At 72.4% G+C, this 19,036-nt stretch carries 19 protein-coding genes; 1 reads left to right on the top strand and 18 read right to left on the bottom strand.

Features of this window, described 5'->3' with window-relative positions:
- Positions 1-25 precede the first annotated feature (25 nt).
- Positions 26-4,492: an FtsK/SpoIIIE domain-containing protein gene (locus tag ACYVIH_RS11705; protein WP_460869504.1), complete on the top strand. Its 4,467-nt coding sequence runs from the start codon at positions 26-28 to the stop codon at positions 4,490-4,492.
- 76 nt (positions 4,493-4,568) lie between these two features.
- Here the strand turns inward: ACYVIH_RS11705 and ACYVIH_RS11700 are convergent, their stop codons facing one another.
- From ACYVIH_RS11700 to rlmB, 18 genes are all read right to left on the bottom strand, one after another.
- Positions 4,569-4,826 carry a hypothetical protein gene (locus tag ACYVIH_RS11700; protein WP_460869501.1) on the bottom strand — a complete coding sequence of 86 codons (258 nt, stop codon included), beginning with the start codon at positions 4,824-4,826 and terminating at the stop codon, positions 4,569-4,571.
- A gap of 256 nt (positions 4,827-5,082) precedes the next feature.
- Positions 5,083-5,652: an SseB family protein gene (locus ACYVIH_RS11695; RefSeq protein ID WP_460869498.1), complete on the bottom strand. Its 570-nt coding sequence runs from the start codon at positions 5,650-5,652 to the stop codon at positions 5,083-5,085.
- Between the two features lie 44 nt (positions 5,653-5,696).
- Positions 5,697-6,065 (bottom strand): hypothetical protein, encoded by a 369-nt coding sequence (locus ACYVIH_RS11690; RefSeq protein ID WP_460869495.1) that lies wholly within the window; start codon positions 6,063-6,065, stop codon positions 5,697-5,699.
- Positions 6,066-6,222: 157 nt separating this feature from the next.
- Positions 6,223-6,576, bottom strand: a complete 354-nt coding sequence (locus tag ACYVIH_RS11685; protein ID WP_460869493.1) for a hypothetical protein — start codon at positions 6,574-6,576, stop codon at positions 6,223-6,225.
- Between the two features lie 115 nt (positions 6,577-6,691).
- Positions 6,692-6,988 carry a WXG100 family type VII secretion target gene (locus ACYVIH_RS11680; protein WP_460869491.1) on the bottom strand — a complete coding sequence of 99 codons (297 nt, stop codon included), beginning with the start codon at positions 6,986-6,988 and terminating at the stop codon, positions 6,692-6,694.
- Positions 6,989-7,049: 61 nt separating this feature from the next.
- Positions 7,050-9,848 (bottom strand): LysM peptidoglycan-binding domain-containing protein, encoded by a 2,799-nt coding sequence (locus ACYVIH_RS11675; protein ID WP_460869489.1) that lies wholly within the window; start codon positions 9,846-9,848, stop codon positions 7,050-7,052.
- Positions 9,849-9,870: 22 nt separating this feature from the next.
- A complete protein-coding gene (locus tag ACYVIH_RS11670; protein WP_460869487.1) occupies positions 9,871-10,818 on the bottom strand; it encodes a hypothetical protein in 948 nt (315 codons plus the stop codon).
- A 44-nt stretch (positions 10,819-10,862) separates the two neighbouring features.
- Positions 10,863-11,504, bottom strand: a complete 642-nt coding sequence (locus ACYVIH_RS11665) for a hypothetical protein (protein ID WP_460869485.1) — start codon at positions 11,502-11,504, stop codon at positions 10,863-10,865.
- A gap of 174 nt (positions 11,505-11,678) precedes the next feature.
- Positions 11,679-12,134: a pilus assembly protein TadG-related protein gene (locus tag ACYVIH_RS11660; RefSeq protein WP_460869483.1), complete on the bottom strand. Its 456-nt coding sequence runs from the start codon at positions 12,132-12,134 to the stop codon at positions 11,679-11,681.
- Positions 12,134-12,547 (bottom strand): TadE/TadG family type IV pilus assembly protein, encoded by a 414-nt coding sequence (locus ACYVIH_RS11655; protein WP_460869481.1) that lies wholly within the window; start codon positions 12,545-12,547, stop codon positions 12,134-12,136. Before ACYVIH_RS11655 ends, ACYVIH_RS11660 begins: the two co-directional genes overlap by 1 nt.
- On the bottom strand, positions 12,544-12,960 hold the full coding sequence (locus tag ACYVIH_RS11650; RefSeq protein ID WP_460869712.1) for a TadE/TadG family type IV pilus assembly protein: 417 nt from the start codon (positions 12,958-12,960) through the stop codon (positions 12,544-12,546). Before ACYVIH_RS11650 ends, ACYVIH_RS11655 begins: the two co-directional genes overlap by 4 nt.
- A complete protein-coding gene (locus ACYVIH_RS11645; protein ID WP_460869480.1) occupies positions 12,954-13,172 on the bottom strand; it encodes a hypothetical protein in 219 nt (72 codons plus the stop codon). Before ACYVIH_RS11645 ends, ACYVIH_RS11650 begins: the two co-directional genes overlap by 7 nt.
- A gap of 52 nt (positions 13,173-13,224) precedes the next feature.
- A complete protein-coding gene (locus tag ACYVIH_RS11640) occupies positions 13,225-14,148 on the bottom strand; it encodes a type II secretion system F family protein (RefSeq protein WP_460869478.1) in 924 nt (307 codons plus the stop codon).
- Positions 14,145-15,026, bottom strand: coding sequence for a type II secretion system F family protein (locus tag ACYVIH_RS11635; RefSeq protein ID WP_460869476.1), 882 nt, complete (start codon positions 15,024-15,026; stop codon positions 14,145-14,147). The genes ACYVIH_RS11640 and ACYVIH_RS11635 overlap by 4 nt, the downstream gene beginning before the upstream one ends.
- Positions 15,026-16,348, bottom strand: a complete 1,323-nt coding sequence (locus tag ACYVIH_RS11630) for a CpaF family protein (RefSeq protein ID WP_460869474.1) — start codon at positions 16,346-16,348, stop codon at positions 15,026-15,028. The genes ACYVIH_RS11635 and ACYVIH_RS11630 overlap by 1 nt, the downstream gene beginning before the upstream one ends.
- On the bottom strand, positions 16,345-17,232 hold the full coding sequence (locus tag ACYVIH_RS11625) for a hypothetical protein (protein ID WP_460869472.1): 888 nt from the start codon (positions 17,230-17,232) through the stop codon (positions 16,345-16,347). Before ACYVIH_RS11625 ends, ACYVIH_RS11630 begins: the two co-directional genes overlap by 4 nt.
- Before the next feature lie 9 nt (positions 17,233-17,241).
- The gene (locus ACYVIH_RS11620) at positions 17,242-17,925 is read right to left on the bottom strand and encodes an SAF domain-containing protein (RefSeq protein WP_460869470.1); all 684 of its coding nucleotides are present in this window, start codon (positions 17,923-17,925) and stop codon (positions 17,242-17,244) included.
- 98 nt (positions 17,926-18,023) lie between these two features.
- Positions 18,024-18,983 carry a 23S rRNA (guanosine(2251)-2'-O)-methyltransferase RlmB gene (gene rlmB / locus ACYVIH_RS11615; RefSeq protein ID WP_460869468.1) on the bottom strand — a complete coding sequence of 320 codons (960 nt, stop codon included), beginning with the start codon at positions 18,981-18,983 and terminating at the stop codon, positions 18,024-18,026.
- Between the last annotated feature and the right edge of the window lie 53 nt (positions 18,984-19,036).

Below are 19,036 nucleotides of genomic sequence, written 5' to 3'. Positions count from 1 at the left end.
CACGCCCGCAACTATGCTGACCGCCATGCGCGTCTCCGTCACCCTGATCGACCCTCGATGGGACGTCCGGGAGGACGTGGTGATCGACAGCGACGACGCGACGCCGACCGGGCTGGTCGTCGACGAGCTGGTCGCCGTACTCTCCTCGCCCGCGATCGAGCAGGCCGACGTGATCCCGCTGTCCTCGCGCACCGCGGCCGCAGCCGACCGGCAGGTGCACACGCTCTACCACCGCGGGGTGCCGCTGGACCGCACGGTGCCGCTGGCCGAGTCAGGGTTGAAGGAGGGTTCGCTGCTCGCCCTCGACGACCCGGCCGCCTCGGTGGTTGACGAGCCGTCGGGGCTCGTGGAGATCCGGGTGGTCTCCGGGCGCGGCGCCGGCGCGGTCCACCGGCTGACCGCCGGCGACGCCACGATCGGCTCCGACCCCAGCTGCGTGGTGACCCTGCCCGACGAGCGCCTGCCCGCGGTCTGCCTGCTCGTGACGGTCCGGGGTGACGGTACGACGGTCGTCAGCCCCGTCGACGGCCTCACCGAGCAGCTGGCCGATGCGTTCCCCGGCGTGCCGACCCCGCTGGCGCTGGACCGAGAGGCGCTGCCCGACGGCGACACCGAGTGGGTCCTCGGCGGACAGCTCGAGGTCGGCGACCTGCTGCTGGAGCTGGAGCGGGTCACCGAGCCCGACGCGGCGGTCGAGGACAGCGCCGACCCGGGCTGGCTGGACTACAACCGCCCCCCGCGTCTGCTGCCCCCGGACCGGAAGACCGCCTTCAAGCTGCCCGCACCGCCGAGCGAACAGAACCGCGGCGGACTGCCGTGGCTGGTGATGCTGCTGCCGCTGGTGCTGGCGATCGTGATGGCGCTGGTGCTGCAACGCTGGTACATGCTGATGTTCGGCATCTTCTCCCCGGTGATGATGCTCGGCTCCTACCTGCAGACCAAGAAGCAGGGCAAGCTCACCTACCGCCAGCAGCTGGCGGACTACCGCGACAAGTCGGCCCGGATCGAGGCCGACGTCGAGCAGGCACTCGTCGCCGAGCGGCTCGCGCTGCGCGAGGCAGCCCCCGACCCCGCGCTCGCGCTGCTGATCGCACACGGCCCGCGGGCCCGGCTGTGGGAGCGCCGCCCCACGGACCCCGACTACCTGTCCCTGCGGATCGGCGTGGGCGACCTCGCCTCCGAGGTCACCGTGGAGGACCCCGAGCAGCTCGAGCACCGTCGGCGCACCGTGCGCACCGCCTACGACGTGCCGGTCACCGTCTCCCTCGCCGAGCGCGGCGTGGTCGGCGTGGCGGGCCGCGACGAGCTGCCCCGCCGTCTCGCCGCGTGGTTCGTCGCCCAGCTCGGGGTGCTGCAGAGCCCGAGCGACACCCAGGTCTACGTGCTCACCGACGCCGAGGGGGCCCGCTCGTGGGAGTGGCTGCGCTGGCTGCCGCACGCCCGCCCGCAGGCCGGCCAGGACACCACCGTCACCGTCGGGATCGACGCGGAGACCTGTGCCCGGAGGATCGCCGAGCTCACCGCGATGCTCACCGCCCGCCGTGCCGCGGTCGCGAACCGGTCCGGGGCCCGGCTCGCCGAGCCCGACGTCGTCGTGGTCTTCGACGGCGCCCGCCGGCTGCGCTCGCTGCCCGGTGTCGTCGCGCTGCTGAAGGAGGGGCCGGCGCTGGGCATCCGGTCGATCTGCCTCGACGCCGACGAGCGGCTGCTGCCGGAGGAGGCCAGCGCGGTCGTCGTACAGACCTCCCGCGGGGTGGCGCTGCGCCAGCAGAAGGTGACCGTCGTCGACGACATCACCCCCGACGTCGTCGAGTGGCCGTGGCTGCACCGGGTCGCTCGGGCGCTGGCCCCGCTGCGCGACATCTCCGGCTCCGGCGACGACTCGGTGCTGCCCAACGCGTGCCGGCTGACCGAGGTGATGGGCATCGAGCCACCGACGCCCGAGGTGGTCAAGGCCCGCTGGCAGGTCCGCCCCCGCTCGACGGAGGCGGTCGTGGGCATCTCCCTCGACGGGCCGTTCTCGATCGACCTGCGCCGCGACGGCCCGCACGGCCTGGTGGCGGGTACGACGGGCGCCGGCAAGTCCGAGCTGCTGCAGTCGCTGGTCGCCTCGCTGGCGGTGGCGAACCGTCCCGACGGGATGACGTTCGTGCTCGTCGACTACAAGGGCGGGGCGGCGTTCAAGGACTGCGTGGACCTGCCGCACACCGTCGGCATGGTCACCGACCTCGACACCCACCTCGTCGAGCGGGCGCTGGTGTCGCTCGGTGCCGAGCTGACCCGCCGCGAGCACCTCCTCGCCGCGGCCGGGGCGAAGGACATCGAGGACTACGTGGACCTTCAGGCGACCCGGTCGGGTCTGCCGGACATGCCCCGGCTGCTGATCGTGATCGACGAGTTCGCCTCGCTGGCCCGCGAGCTGCCCGACTTCGTGACCGGGCTGGTCAACATCGCCCAGCGCGGCCGGTCGCTGGGCATCCACCTGATCCTGGCCACCCAGCGCCCCTCCGGGGTGGTGTCGCCGGAGATCCGCGCCAACACCAACCTGCGGATCGCGCTGCGGGTCACCGACGGGTCGGAGAGCGCGGACGTGATCGACGCCCCCGACGCCGGCCAGATCTCCAAGAGCACCCCCGGCCGTGCCTACGTCCGGCTCGGCGCGAACTCGCTGGTGCCCTTCCAGTCCGGCCGGGTCGGCGGCCGTCGTCCCGGCGCGGTCAGCACGACGACGACCGCGAAGCCGTGGACGACCCCGGTCGGCCTCCGCGCCCTGCCCCAGCCCGCCCCCACCCCGCCGCGCACGGAGACCACCGGAGACGCCGAGGTCACCGACCTGACCGTGCTGGTCGCGGCGATCCGCGCGGCCCACGACACGCTCGGCCTGCCGCCCCAGCACAGCCCGTGGCTGCCCGCGCTCACCACCCGCGTCCTGCTCGACGAGCTGCTCGACGACGTCCCCGCGACCGAGGGCCGGCTGCCTGCGGCGCCGTACGCCGTGGAGGACCTGCCCGCTCAGCAGGCCAGGCGCAACGCGGTGATCGACTTCGCGACGTTCTCGCACCTGTCGATCGTCGGCGGACCGCGCAGCGGGCGCTCCCAGGCCCTGCGCACGATGGCCGGATCGCTGGCACAGCTGACCAGCCCCGCCGACGTGCACCTGTACGGCCTGGACTGCGGCAACGGCGCCCTGCTGCCGCTGGCCGACCTGCCGCACTGCGGCGCTGTCGTGCAGCGCACGCAGCCGGACCGGGCCACCCGGCTGCTGTCGCGGCTGATGGGCGAGCTGGCCCGCCGGCAGGAGGTGCTGGCCGGCGGCGGGTACGCCGACCTCGGCGAGCAGCGTGGCAGCGTCCCTGCGGAGGACCGGCTGCCGCACATCGTGCTGATGGTCGACCGCTGGGAGGGCTTCCTCGGCAGCATCGCCGAGCTCGACGGCGGCACCCCCAACGAGGAGGTCCAGACCCTGCTCCGCGAGGGCGCCTCGGCCGGAATCCACCTGGTGATCACCGGTGACCGGCAGCTGGTCAACGCCCGGATGGCCTCGCTGGTCGAGGACAAGATCGGCCTGCGCCTCCCCGACCGCGCCGACTACACGCTGATCGGGCTCCAGGCCCGCAAGCTGCCCGAGGACATCCCCGAGGGCCGAGGCTTCCGGTCCGAGAGCGGCATCGAGCTGCAGTTCGCGCTGCTCACCGACGACGTCAGCGGCCAGGCGCAGGCCGCCGAGCTGCGGCGGATCGGCGCGGAGGCCAAGGAGCGGTACGCCGAGGTGCCCCGGACTGCGCGACCCTTCCGGGTCGACGTGCTGCCGACCCGGATCCGGTTCGACGAGGCATGGGCGCTGCGCGAGGACGAGCGCACCCGGCCGCTGTGGGCGATGGTCGGCGTCGGCGGCGACGAGCTCACCGCCGTCGGGTTCGACCTCGCCCGCACACCGATGGCCGTGGTCGCCGGACCCGCGCGCTCGGGCCGCTCGACGACGCTGCTCTCGGTGGTCGAGTCACTGCTCCGCGGCGGCTCGGAGGTCGTCGTCGCCGCCCCGCGTCCCTCGCCGCTGCGCGACCTCGCAGGGCGTCCCGGTGTCCGTGCGGTGCTCACCGGCGCGGACCTGGAGACCGAGGAGCTCCAGGGCCTGATGGAGGACGGCGAGGTGCCCGTCGTACTCGTGGTCGACGACGGGGAGCTGCTCAAGGACGTCGAGGCCAAGGACTACCTCCGCGGACTGCAGCGCACCGGCGCCGACCGCGGCCGGGCGATCGTGCTGGGTGGCGACTCCGCGGAGGTGTGCAGCGGGTTCAGCGGCTGGCAGGTGGAGATGAAGGGCCGCCAGGGCGTGCTGATCTCACCGACGGGGATCACCGACGGCGAGCTGATCGGCGTACGCGTCCCCCGCAGCTCCCTCGGGGCCCAGTCCACGGCCGGCCGGGTGCTGGCCAACCTCGGCGACGGCGAGCTGCGCACGATCCAGGTGCCGCTGCCCGCCGAGGGCTGAGCACGTCCCCTGTCGCACCCGCACTTGCAACGAAATGCACCATTCCTTCCCGGAAACCGGTGCAGAACGTTGCAAGTCAGCCCAGCATCTCCAGGAAGTCGACGCACGCGTCGTGCTCGGTGTCGAAGACACGCACGTCGTGGTACGAGCCGCGCTCGAAGTACGCCACCATCCACGAGCCGTCGGCGCGGCGCAGCAGGCAGGAGGTGTTGTCGTACGCCGGCTTCCCCGCCGACTCCTCACCGATGTGGAATGCACCCACCCCGCGGCCGGCGGAACCCATCAGGGCACGCTCCACGTCACTGATCGTCAGGTGCACGCCGCTCGCGCCCATCACGGGCGTCCCGTGATCAGTGACCGACCGGCGGTGGCGCCCGTCGGAAGACGTCGGCAAAGCTCAGCCACGCTCATCTCCTCGTAGCCAATCCCCGGAAGGTTTGCGAGAGGCTCGTGAGGGCGGCGAGCCTGCACGAAGAGTCGACCGTGCTCACGCGTGCCCCAGAGCTGACCGTCCTGCTCCACGGGGACAAGGACCAACTGGGCGCCAAGCGGAATCCCCGGCCACGTTGCCTCCGGTCCGGTTCTCGGCCTCACCGCTGGAACGCCGGCACCTGACCGAGCAGCCACTCTCGCGTCTGCTCCGGGGTGTCCGACAGGGCCACCACCTGGATCCCCACAGGTGGCCCAGGCAGCTCCGCCAGGTCAACATAGCGATCAAGCACATCGGTGATGCTGTCGACGACCGACTCCTCCGCCTCGTCGCCGGCAGCACAGTCATAGACGATCGCGCCCTGCGGCGGTCCGTTCTCGATCCGGAACTCGGCGAACCACAGCCGGTTCAAGAACCCATAGCGTCCGCCCAGGCCCACCAACCGTTTGACCGCCTTCTTCGGCAACCCCACCCACGGCCGCCACGAGATCACCACACCACCCGGGAACACCGCGGTCTGACCACGCAGCTCATCGGCATAGTCGGCAGGGACCGTCATCGTCCGCTCGGTCGCCGGATCGATCACCACCCCCACCCCTTGTGGCAGCACCTGCAGCATCTCCCGCGCCGCGGCGTGCTGCAGCACATACCCAGGCGGGAGCTGAGACGTCGCCAGCTCCAGATCGGTCCAGCACATCCAGGTCGGCTGCCCGGCCGCATCGGTCACCATCTGATCCTCCGATCTTCGCCCGTGCCGAGGGGCGTCTGAGCAGCTCACTCGTCGTCGAACTCGTCGAGCCTCATGCGCGGTCGCGGAGAAGAGTCCCACTCCGCCCACCAGTCGGCCGTCAGGCGCCGCGCCCACCAGCCACGCTTCGCTGTGCCGTCGTAAGCTCGGCACTCGGTACGCACGTCTCGCAAGCCGGTCAACGTGCTGCCGGGCTGGCCGGCCTCCACCACCCGATCGCCGAACTCGAACTCCGCACTCAGAGCCGCTCGGTCCATCGGGTACTTGAAATGCACGTGCGGCGGATCACCGCGAAGCTGTGACTCCTGCACCAAGAAGCGGGCGCGATTGCCCCGACGCTGCTCGGCCCTCACGATGGGCCCCAGAGCCCCCAATGATTTCTCCACGTCCACCATCGAATCAGGGCTCCGTCGATGCAGCCACATGCGCATAGCCCGCGGCTCGCAGTGCCTCGCGAAAGTGCGCTGGTGGCGGTGCCCAACCCTCGACAGCCTCACGCGTGTGAATGCCCGGATACGGATTCCCCGCGCCAGACAGTTCTATGGTGCCGGCTCACCCTCCAAGGGCCGCCCGGATCGTGGACTCGACTTCGCCGGGAGCAGTGCCCGCGGGGATGTCGATCGCCCAGTCGCGCAGGCCGTCGGCGAGCTCCTGGTCGGTCTGCTCGTAGGCACGCACCGACTCGTCGAGGATCTCCTGCATCGCCTGCATGTTCTTGTCGATCTGGCCGCGGCCGTCGTCCCAGCTGCTCTCGAAGGAGTCGAGCGCGTCGTACACGACGTCGGAGCCGATGTCGTCACGGGAGGCCTCGATGACGCGGGGTGTGGCGTCGAGGTTGGAGCGCACGCTGCCCAGGGTGCAGGAGAGGGTGCGCAGTCCGGTCAGGTCGACCGCGAGGTCGGGCACGAGGACCCCCTGGGAGAGACCGAGCCCGGGCGGCGTACCCGAGCGAAGATCCCCGGGAGGGTCGCGCGACCAGCGCCGCCCCCCCGGGGACACGGGGACCCGAGATCCCGCAGGGCTACTTGTTGAGCGCGGCAGCCAGCTGCTCGTCGGTGTCCGCCAGCGCCTTCGCGGCCTGGGTGAGGTACTCGCCCATGCCGTCGAGACCCTCGATGGTCTTGGTGACGCCGGTGTTGAACTCCTCGTAGGAGGTCTGGAAGGCCTTCGAGGACTTGTCGGTGACGTAGCCACCGGACACGAGGCCGTCGACCATCGACTTCAGCTTCGACAGCTGGCTCTCGATCTCCGCGCGACCCGCCTTGAGCTGGGTGGCTGCATTGTGCATCTCGTCGTAGGTGACGTTCAGGTTCGCCATGGTGCTTCCTCCTTGTACTCCGGTCCCCCGTCGACGCCGTTCGTCGCGGGATTGTGCAGGCTCAGGACCCTGTCGCCCGTCCCCGCGTCGGCGCGAGCTCGGTGACCAGGGCGTCGGTCTCCGGCTCGGGCCGCACTCCGTGCTGGGCCAGCACGGAGTACATCTGAGTGATCTCGCCGTCCAGGTCACCGGGGGCGACTCGGGCGACCTCGCGCAGCAGCATCCGCCACAGCACCTCGGCGGTCGGCACCAGCGCGATGCCGAGCCGCAGGGCCTCGAGCGCCGCGGCCTGGTCGCCGCGGGCGGTGGCCAGCTCCGACGCGCGCCGCGCCGCGGAGGTGATCAGCAGCCGGCCCTGCCGGGCCTCGCGTGCGAACGCCAGCCAGGTGTAGCCGCGGCCCGCGCCGGAGAACGCCTCTCCGCTGCCGAGCCGGAGCGCCTCGAGGAGCTCCTCGAGGCCGCCGTCGCGCGCCGCGGCGACGAGGGCGGCGTAGTCGCTCGGCACGTCGTTCAGGTGCCAGCGTCCGTCGCTGCCGAGGCTGAGCCGGGGGTGACCGGCCGCGTCGAGCCCGAGCCACTGCTGCGCGTCGTTGAGGCGGGCCTCCATCACCGAGCGCTCCACACCGCGTGGCCACAGGCTGGCCTTGAGCACGGCCTCGTGCAGCCCCTCGGGGTGCAGGGCGACCATCACGGCCACCTCGGTGAGCAGGTCGCGGCGCGCCTCGTCGACGTGGCCGGGTGCGGTGACGGTGACCGGTCCGAGCAGGCGGATGGCGGCGGGTGCGTGCGTCAGCGTTGCAGGCGTGGCGACACCCCCGGGTACGGCGGTCAGCCCCTCGGGCTGGGCCGGGACGGGCGCGACCTGTGCCTCGGCGGCGATGTCCTGGGTGGGCGTGGACTCGAGCAGGGCGACACCGGCCGCACGACGCTCGACCGCGGCAGCGACGAGGGCCTCGAGGTGCGCCTGCCCGCCCGGGGTCAGCCGGCGCGCGACACCGCTGACACCGAGGACGCTGGCGTCGAAGGCACCCGAGCCGTCGACCACGAACCGCCAGCGCGCGCTCGGGGAGTCACCGACGCACACCACCGAGAACGAGGTGCGCCCGCCGCCGGTCAGCGCGGCGATCCGCTGCGCCTGCTCGGCGGTCGGTGGGCCGGAGACGACCGCGACCATCGGCGAGCACTCGGCCGCCGCGCCGCGCTGGCGTCCCTGGAGCACGCCGCTCAGGCCGAGCTCGGCCACGACGCGGCTCTGTGTGCTCATGCCCCGCTCGGCCTCGGCGAGCACCTCGTCGAGACCGGTGAAGTGGCGCACCCGCTGGGTGCCGAGGTCGCCGAGCTGGTCGCCGAAGCCGACCATCGCGACGTCGACGGTGTCCGACCAGGCGTGTGTGGCCAGGTCGAGCGCGACCGACATCGCCACCTCGCGTCCCACCTGGGCGTCGCCGCCGAGGGCGACCAGGCCGGGCGCCATCTCGAGGTCGACGAGCAGGTCGAAGCCGTGCGACTCCGCGACCGTCACCAGCGACGGGTAGGGCGCGGGGATACCCGCACCCGCCGGCGCCAGGTCGTCGGCGTGCACGCTCCACGAGGTGCCGTCCTCCGACACGGTCCACGGGCGCTCGGGAGCGGAGGTCCGCGCTGCGAGGTGCAGCACGACCTGCTGGTCGTTGACGTAGACGAAGAGCACCTCGGGCATCGGCTCGGACTGTGCCTGGCGCATCTGGGCGAGGCCGCGCAGGGCGTTGTCGAGCAGGTCTGCGCGGCGCAGCGCCGCGGACTCCACGAGCGCCGCCGAGGCCTCGTCGGGCTCGCCGAACGGCCCCCGTCGTGCGGTCAGCGCACGGGCGATGCCGGCGAGCACCAGGCCACCGCCGAGGAGCAGCTCGGTCATCCCGCCGCGCTGCTCGGTGGCAGACCCCGCGGCGCCCTCGGTCTCGACCGTGGAGCCGGCCAGCGCCCCGGACAGCTCGTTGCCGGCGTCGCTCGCGCCGGCACCCTGAGCGCCGCCGGTCCCCGCGGAGGGCAGGTGCGCGACGGGGGCAGGGGTGAGCCGGACCCCGGGACCACTGGCGTCGGCAGGCAGCAGCAGCTGCCAGCCGGGCCGGATCAGGTCGGCGTCGGTGAGGCGGGTGCCGTCGGGCTGAAGGCGGTCCTTGTTGAGACCGAAGATCTCCTTGTAGCGGAACGGGTCGCCGAGCGTGCGGTCGGCGATGTCCCACAGCGTGTCGTGGTTGCGGCCGTTGGGCGGCTTCACCTCGTAGTGCTTCACCCCGCGGGCCGTGCGTTCCTCGTTCGCGGCGGCCTCCGCGGCCACGGCAGCGCGCTGCTCGGGCGAGATCAGCGGAGCAGGCAGGTCGGCGGTCGCGGTCGCGGTGACCGTCGTACCGGTCGCGGTGGGTGCGTCGGCAGCGAGCGCCGTGGCGCCCTGGGCGATCGACGCACCGCCGGCCAGGAGCAGGATGCCGGCCACGAGCTGGCGTGCCAGGACCTGCGAACCGCCGCCGAACGCGACCCGGTCGGGCATCCGGCCGGCACGGATCGCCCGCCACTCGGTGAGGAAGCAGACCACGAAGTGCACCCACACCACCCAGACCAGCACGGCCAGGATGTCGATGACCAGCGTCGGGGTGACGTCGGCGGTGAGCCAGTCCCGACTCGGCGCGGAGGTGGGCAGCGGGTTGCCGACGAAGACCACCAGGGCGACGGGTACGCCGACCAGCAGCACGAGCGAGCCGACGAGGGCGAGCAGCCCGTCACGGACCCGCCGACCCCCGGAGTCGGTGCCGCGCGGCAACCGCGCGGCGCTGGTGGCATTCCCTCGTGCCTGCGACGGACGCGTCGTCGTGGCCTGCCTCATGTGTGCTCCCTCAGCGAATCACTCAGCGGATGACGAGTGCCTGGATCTCGGTGACCGGGTGGTTGGTGACCTGGGACTTGGTGAAGGTCACCGGCGAGCCGCCGAACCCGACGAACGGCTGCCACCCTCCCCCGCCCTGGGAGTACTCCACCGCCCAGTGGGTGGTCATCTGCACCGGGTACTTCTGGTCCGGCTCCCCGGCCGACGACTGCTCGTACTTGTGCCAGCACGCGTCGGCACTGACGTTGTCGGGGGTGTCGCCCTTCTGGGCCTTGTAGCCGTTGCCGGAGCAGCTCAGCATCGGCGCCTTGCCGGGGCCGAGCGGCTCCACGTCGATCCGGGTCACCGACGCGCGGAGCACCATCGCACCGGCGGTCGCCGTCACCTCGGGGTCGGTGCCGTTGAAGAACGACACCCAGGCACCGACACGGGGACGGGAGGCCGGCGAGACGCCGGCGACAGGTGCGGGGATCGTGGCGTCGCCGTCGAGGCGGAAGGTGTCGATCAGGTCCTGCTGGTTGACGGTCAGCGTGATCACGTCGTCGTCGGCACCCAGGGCGACGTAGCCGACGCTGACGTCGACCCCGTCGGGCCCGATCTCGAGGGTCTCGGGGTCGATGCCCTCGATGCAGCGCTCCCAGTACCAGGTGGAGTCGGCGGAGTTCTGCAGGCTCAGCGCCTCGAGCTCGCGCTCGGTCATCGGCTCGTGCCAGCACTCCGGCAGCTCGTCGTCGCCCAGGATCTGCTCGATGGTGCGGGTCTCGCCTCCGCCGCCGTTGCCGTTGTAGCAGGCCAGGCCGAGGTAGTTGGAGTTCGCGACGGCGTGGCAGTTGCCGAGGACGCCCTCACCGCCGCCGCTGCCCGACGAGCCACCGGTCGAGCTGGTGGGAGCGTCACCACCGCCAGAACCCCCGCTGTCTCCCGACGGGGGTTGCTGCTCGAACGCCTGGGCGGGCGCCGCGACTGACACCGCAAGAAGAAGGGCGGCAGCTGCCGCGGCCCTCACCAGCGCCCTCACCACGCCACACCCTTGACCGGGACCTGGCTGCAGTCGCCCTGGGCGAGCAGCTGGTCGTCGAGCTTCCATCGGCCGCCCTGCTTCTTCAGGAACATCGTGCCCGGCTCGATCTTGCGCTTGTCAGCCGGCCGCTTGGTCTTCGGGTCCTGAGCGAACCCGCGGGCCCACCAGCAGATGCTGATCTCGGCGCGGCGACCGTTCACCGTCACGTCGGTCGGGGTGAAGGGCATCGGGCCGGGGTAGTACAGACCCATGTCCGGCTCGACGTAGCCCCGGTAGCGCTCGCGCCCGGCGGCGGTCATGTAGCGGGCTGGGCCCTTCAACGCACGGTCCTTCTCGTTCACGGCCCGAGCCATCGCCGCGGCCCACTCGCGGGCGACGACCACCTGCGGCTCGTCCTCGAAGCGGCTCAGCGGCCGCTCGGTCGGCGTCGGGGTGGGCGTCTCGGTGACCGTCGGCGTGCTGCTCGGCGAGGAGGGCTCGGAGGAGGCTCCGACTGGCTCGGGGGCGGACTCGGCCTCGCCACCACAGGCCGCCGTGAAGGCCAGAAGGGCAGATGCGGCGGTCACTCCGACCGCCTTGACGACGCGTTGCCTCACGATGGCGCTGGGCTCCTTCCCCCGTTGCAGCTCGCTCACGCCGGGCAGACTTTACCCAGACGAGCGCTGCATCGACCAGCCGGTCCGTGCTCTGACCGGCTCAACGCTCCAGGGCCCCCCGAGTTACGGCACCAGCGCGTCCGACTCTGCTCGGCCGACGTATACCCCGGGTGTCGGACGCCGAAACAAACCCGGACAAAAAGTCGGCTGGACTCAGTCGATCGGCTCGGTGATGCCCTCGTAGGGCCGCGCCCGGGCCGTCGAGCTCGCGGTCAGCTCGCGCACCCCGACCATCCCGAGCAGGCTGGACTTGATCGCCAGCCGGACCTCGGTGACCACCACGAGCGGTCGCGGGTCACCGCCGCCGACCTCCTCGATCCCGACGAACGAGCACTCCCGGACCTGGCCGAGGCGCTCCACCTCCGCGCAGTAGGCCTCCACCCGTTCCCGGGCCATCGCCTGGTCGAGCTCGAGCTCGTCGGCGCTGATGTCGACGCCCTGCGCCCCTGCGCGGGCGGCCTCCTCGGCGAACGCCACCGCCTGCCCGCGCGCGTTGAGCTGGCGGGACGCGTCGATGGTGAGCCCGCCGAGCAGCAGCAGTGCCATCGCGATCACGGGTACGGCGGGGGCCAGCGAGCCTCGCTCGTCGCGCCGGCGGAGGAGCGTCATCAGTCCACTCCCCGGTACGGGTCGAGCATGGAGGTGAACGACGACTCCGGCCGCAGGGTGCCGGGCGCCCCGGGCAGCCCGATGTCGGAGATCGAGTAGGTGCAGCGGACCGTCACGGTCACCGGCTCTCCCGCCTCGAACGTCGGCGAGAGGTCCACGACGACGGAGTCGCGACAGGTCTCCGGCAGCCCGGCGATCGCCTCCCCGACGACGGCGCGGGCTCGGTCGCGGGCCTCGCCGTACGACCTCGCCAGCGTGGCACTGCGCGCGGCGTCGCGGGTCGCCGACTCGAGCGTGCCGTTGACCGAGGCCGCGCGGCCGTAGGCGAAGATCAGGCCGAAGATCAGCAGGATCGAGGGCACGATGATCGCCATCTCGACCGCGAGCGAGCCGCGCTGGTCCCGGCGGGTCACGGCAGGTCCCCCTCGAACCGCTCGACCGACCCCTCGGCGCGCTCGGTCACGGTGAGCTCCAGGAACGGCACCAGTGTGATCACCGCGCCGTGCACCTCCATCGACACCCGGCCGTCCACGTCGTCGTACGACGGTCGCGCCTCCGGTCGCAACAGGGCCTCCCGGCCGACCTGCATCGCGAACCGCTCGGTGCTCTCCACGACATGACCGCGGACGTCCTCGTAGACCGCGCGGTCCTGCGCCAGCCGGAGCTGGGAGACGCCCTCCCGGGCGGCCTGGATCGCGACGGTCTTGCCGTAGAAGTACAGGCCGGCCTGGATCGTGAAGAAGATCAGGAAGATCAGCCCGGGCGCGACCATCGCCAGCTCGAGCGCGCTGACTCCCCGCTCGGAGCGGGGGCGGCGAGCTAGCAGGCCGAGCCGGCGGGCTGGTTCGCGCAGTCCTCGAGCTCGGTGCTCTTGTTCTGGACGATGTTGAACACCACGCCGCCGATGATCGAGGCGGCGACCACGATCACCGCCGCGATCAGCGCCCACTCCAGCACGCTGGCCCCGGTCTCGCTGCGCCGGGCGGCACGGGCCTGGGCGAAGGCGCCGCGCATCAAGTCGACTCCGAACCAAAGCATCGGCTCCGTCCCCCACTCTCACGTTCATCGTTGTTGACCGCGCCGTCTCGTGTCAGGCCACGAGCAGCTGCGCGACTGCCGGATATGCCAAAAATATCAGGAATGCGGTGCTGATCAGCATCTGGGCGACGACCATGGACTGCGACTTCTCGCCCTCCTCGCCCTCCGCCTGGGTGAGCTCCTTGCGGCGCATCGTAGCCGCTCGGGCCGAGAGGCTCGCCCTGATCTTCGCCCCGTCGTCGGCGGCGAGGGTGAGCGCGCCGGAGAGGTCCTGGAGCTCCTCGACGGCGATCTCGCGGCCCAGCTCGCCCAGCGCGACCCAGGGGGTGGTGCCGTAGAGCCGGGCGTTGGCCAGCGCCTGCCGGATCCGCACCAGCGTCCAGTGCTCGCCGACGGTCGCCGCGGCGAGCAGGGCCTCGGGCAGGCCGCGGCCGCCGGCGAGGTTCATCGCGACCAGGTCGAGGAAGATGCCGACGGTGCGCTTGAAGTCGCGGCGTCGCTGGGCGGCCTCGCTGCGCAGCACCAGGTCGGGCAGGAAGAACCCGACGAGCCCGAGCAGCACGGCGACGAACGCCGGCAGGGCCGCCGGGAGCGGCACGCCGAACAGCCGCAGCATCGACCAGGCGAACGGGGCGAGCAGCAGCAGGCCCAGGCCGGTGGCGACCTTGGCGGCGAGGTGCGTGCCGGTGGTGCGGCCCATCAGCGCCAGGTCCGCGCGCTGGCGGCCGAGCTGCCAGCCGCGCTCGACGGCCATCACCTCGAGCCGGTCGGCGAGCGCGTTGAACGCCGACTGCGCCCGTTGCTCCAGCGCGCCGCCGCGTTCGTACGAGGTCGAGGTGTGCGTGGTCATCGAGCGCTGCCCGCCCTCGATCCGGGCGAGCAGGGTGGCGACCCCGGGCTGCGGGCGCACCCAGACCCGGACCAGGGCGTAGAGGCCCAGCCCGAGCACGGCGCCGGAGATCAGCGAGAGGGTCATCGCGCCGCCTCCTCGACGTCCGCGACACGCACGGGCAGGTGGCCGGTGAGGAACCGGTCCACCCGCGACGGCGCGGCCAGGCTGCGCAGCCACATCAGACCGCCGAAGAGGAGCAGGGCGATCACGAACAGCGCGAGCTGGCCCATGACGGTGTCGAACGGCTCGACGTACTGCCGGTTGAACACGCTGAGCATGCCCATCACGCCGAGCACGATCAGCAGCACGATGCGCACGCTGCGCCGGATGCTGCGCCGGCTCGCCTCGATCCTGCGGCGCATGTCGAGCTCCTCGCGGATCGATGCCGCCAGCGCGGTGAGCACGTCGCGGAGACCGGGTCCGCGCAGCCGGGCGTTGAGCACGAGTGCGGCACACACGACGTCGGCGCTCGGGTCGTCGAGGTCGTCGGCGAAGGCCATCAGCGCGTTGGGCAGCGGCTCGCGGATCCGCAGCCGGTCGACGAGCAGGTTCAGCGAGGGCCGGATCGAGGAGCCGGCGTTGGCCGCCGTCGCGGGGATCGCCTGCTCCAGGCCGATCGCGCCGGCGATGGTGTCGCGCAGCGACTCGGTCCAGGACGCGAGCGCCTCCAGCCGCATGATCGCCTGGCGCTCCAGCGTCGAGCTGCCGACGATCCGGTCCCAGAACGCCGCCAGCAGACCCATCGCCAGCCCGGCCACGACCCACTGGGTGAGGAGCAGGGCGACGAGTCCGACCAGGACACCGCGCACGAGACGCTGGGTGCTGCCCTTCAGGGTGGCCCGGTTGCGCCCGGGCTTGCCGGCCGGCCGCTCCGGCAGACCGACGACCGCGAGCACCGCGACGAACAGGCCGAGACCGACCGCGGCACCCGCCGCGACCGCCAGCAGCCCGTCGAGACCCATCAGGCCCACCGGGCCAGGGCGGGCGGTTCGTAGCCGTGCGCGACGAGGTCGTCGAGGCAGGAGATCGTCGCGTGCGACACGGCGCGGCCGGTGTGGTCGGCCTTGAACACCTCGCTGGAGAGCACTCGGCCGTCCACGCCGGTCACCTCGCGCACGCTCTCGACGATCCGGGACAGGCCACCACCGCTCTCGTAGTCGTTGCGCTTGCGCATGAAGACCACGAAGTTGATCGCGCCGCTGATCAGCATGTGCGTCGCCTCGACCGGGAGGTGCTCCTCAGCCTGCAGCGCGTAGGTCGAGATGCGGTTGAACACCTCGAGCGAGGAGTTCGCGTGGATCGTCGACAGCGAGCCGTCGTTGCCCTGGCTCATCGCGTTGAGCATGGTCACGATCTCGTCGCCGAGCACCTCACCGACGATCACCCGGCTGGGGTTCTGCCGCAGTGACCGGCGCACCAGCTCGGCCATCGACACACCGCCGACGCCCTCGGAGTTCGGCAGCCGCTCCTCGAACGCCACCACGTTGGGGTGCAGGTCCTCGAACTTGTCCAGGCCGAGCTCGAGTGCCCGCTCGACGGTGATCAGCCGCTCGTGCGGCGGGATCTCGTTGGCCAGCGCACGCAGCAGCGTGGTCTTCCCGGAGTTCGTGGACCCGGCGATCATGATGTTCTTGCGCGCCCGCACGGCGGCCTGCAGGAACGACGCCACCTCGTGGGTCATCGTGCCGTTCTCGATCAGGTCGTCGAGGCCGACCTTGCCGAGCCGGGCCCGCCGGATCGAGACGCTGGGCCGCGCGCACACGCCCATCACCGCGGACAGCCGGGACCCGTCGGGCAGGCGCAGGTCGAGCTGGGGGTTGGCCGAGTCGAACGGCCGGGAGGCCAGGCCGACGCTCGAGGCGAGCACCTGGATCAGCTCGATGAGCTCCTCGTCGCTCTCGGCCACCGGGTCGCTGAGCTCCTCACGGCCGTCGGCGTAGCCCACGAACACCCGGTCGCAGCCGTTGATGTCGACGTTCTCCACGTCGGGGTTCTCCAGCAGTGGCTGCAGCCGGCCCACCCCGAACAGCGCCGCGTGGACGGCGGAGGCGATGACCTCCTCCTCCTCGGCGGTCGGCGGTGTGCGACCGTCGGTGATCTCGGCGCGCGCGTAGTCCTCCAGCACCTGGACCACCAGCGAGCGGGCGAACTGGCGCTCGTCCTCGGCGCTCATCGGCGCGCGGCCGAGCACCTCGTCGCTGCGTCGCTGCTGGTTGAGCCGGTCGGCGACCTGCGCGCGAAGGGCGCGAACCAGCTGCGGGTCGGCGGTGCGCCTGTCGTTCACGATGACCTCTCTCCCCTCTTCGCGCGTCGCGCGCCACGGCGGCGCCCGGCCACCGCTGCCTCCTCCGGTACGGCGGCCAGCTCGTCGTCGTCCTCGGGCGCGGGGCCCGCCAGCGCCTCGGCGGCGCTCGACAGCAGCCGGACCTCCTCGAAGAGCCGCTCGGCGAGCGTCCGCCCGCTCCGCGCGAGGAGGGTCCGCTCGGGCCGGTGCACCTCGCCACCCTCGAACATCACGACCGCCTTGGGGTCGTGGGCGAGGGTGCCGAACGACCGGGGCCAGTCCCAGCTGGCCAGGATCGTCTGCTCCGCGGCATCGACGTCGGCGTCCTGCTTCTGGGTGGCGACCGCCACGATCCCGGTGCGGGTCGGCGCATCGGCGAGCAGCTCGCGGAGCCCCTCCAGGCGCCGGCGCGTGTGCAGGGCGGCCCAGGCGGTCGGCCGGTAGACCCACAGCACCACGTCGGAGCGCTCGAGCAGCGCGAGGTGCGGGGAGCGCTGGTGCACCTGGCCGGCGTCGACGACCACGTCGGCGTCGGGGACCTGGGCGAACGCGTCGGCCAGGGCGGGCCACAGCGGAGCGACGGCGGTGGCCTGCTCGGGCCCGGACAGGCCCGCGACCACCGGCTGGCCGCCGACGACCGGCTGCGCGTGCTGGGCGACCATCTCGGGGAGCAGCCCGCGACGCGCGGCCGGAAGCAGCGAGAGCAGCCCGCGGTCGCGGTCGAGGGCACGGCCGTCGGCACCCGCGAGCCGCAGCGCGACGTCGCCGCCGAGCGGGTCGGCGTCGACCAGGATGCTCGGGCGTGGCCACAGGGACGCGAGCAGCATCGCGGTGGTCGTCGTACCCGGTGCTCCCTTGGCCGACATCACGGTGATCAGCGCCATGTCCGGCCCCTACTCGGTGACGGTGTCGACGAGCGGCTCGGTGTCCGGCGGCAGCACGCTGACCGCGAGACTGCCCGAGGCGGCGAGCTCGGCGAGCTCACCGGCCGCCCGGTCCTGCACGAGCAGCGTCAGGCTGGTCGCGTCGGAGCCGCCGCCGCGACCGACGTCCATCACCCGGGCGGCCTCGACCACGGTGTCGCCGGGAGCGAGGTTGCCCACCGGCTGGCCGCCGGACTGGCTGACGTAGTAGACCCGGACCACGTCGCCGCGGCCGGGCCGCTTGGTGGTCCGCCGCGTCGCGTCGACCACGACGCCGACGAGCTCGGCACCGTCGGGAACGATGCCGCCGACCTTGAACATGTTGCGGTGCAGCAGGGTGCCGCGCGGGATGTTGCCGGTGGCGTAGGTGCCGACGAAGTTCTCCAGCGCCGCTGCGTCGATCACGTTGGCGCTGTCGGCGGAGACCCGGGCCTGGGTGAAGTCGCCGGCCTCCATCAGCTTGCCGACCGGGATGTCGTCACGGGCCATCAGCACGTCGACCCGGGCACCGCTGCGGTAGGCCACCAGCGCACTCCCGAGCGCACCGGTGAGCACCAGCAGCAGCGCCAGCGCGGCCAGCATTCCGCGTCGGTCCCGGCGGGCGGCCGGAAGCCGGCCCCGGCCGAGCTCGGAGCGGTTGGTGGTGATGGTCATCGTGCGTCCCCCCTGTGTGGCGCGACGGCCTGCCCGGACCGAGGTGGCAGGTGCGAGAGGAGATTACACGGACATATCCGACCAGTCGTCCGGCGCGGTCAGCGGGTGAGCGTCCCCCGCCGCTCCGCCACGGCGTAGAGCGTCACCGAGGCCGCAACGCCCGCGTTGAGCGACTCCAGCGAGTTCACCATCGGGATCGAGACCAGCTGGTCGCAGGTCTCGGCGACCAGCCGGGACAGGCCCTTGCCCTCCGAGCCGACCACGACCACCAGCGGCCCGTCGGCGAGCTCCAGGTCGGGCAGCGCGACGTCGCCGTCGGCGGTCAGCCCGATCACCATGCACCCCGCCTCCTGGTAGGCCTTCAGCTGCCGGGTCAGGTTCACCGCCTGCGCCACTGGCACCCGCGCCGCGGCTCCGGCCGAGGTCTTCCACGCCGACGCGGTCATGCCTGCCGCACGACGCTCGGGGATCAGCACACCGTGCGCACCGAACCCGGCCGCGGACCGGACGACCGCGCCGAGGTTGCGGGGGTCGGTGACCGAGTCGAGGGCGACGATCAGCGGGGGCTCCTTCATCTCCGCGGCGCGGTCGAGCAGGTCGTCGGGGTGGGCGTACTCGTAGGGCGGAACCTTCGCGGCCAGGCCCTGGTGCACCGCGCCCTGGGTCAGCCGGTCCAGCTCGTTGCGCGGCACCTCGAGCAGCGAGATCCCCCGCTCCGCGGCGACCCGGAACACCTCACGGAGCCGGCCGTCGCGCTCGGCGCCCTCGGCGACGTACACCGTGGTCACCGGCATGTGCGCCCGCAGCGCCTCGACGACCGAGTTGCGGCCGGCGACCCACTCGCTGTCGCCGGGCTTGGCCTGGCGCTTGGGGCGGCTGGACCTGGCCTTCTCGACACGCTTGGCTGCCTTGTATGCCTTATGGCCCTCGCGGTCCTTGGCCTTCGGCGTGGGTCCCTTGCCCTCAAGGCCGCGGCGAACGCGGCCGCCGGACCCGGCGGTCGGGTTGCCCTTGCCGGTCTTCTTGATCGCGCCGCGACGCGACGAGTTGCCTGCCATCAGTCGACTGCCTTCATGTTGGGGTTGGTCTCGACGGGCTCGACCACCGGAGT

This window comes from Nocardioides pakistanensis (assembly GCF_054781215.1).
The sequence above is the reverse complement of the archived record's forward strand: the minus strand, read 5'-3'. Positions and strand labels throughout refer to the sequence as shown.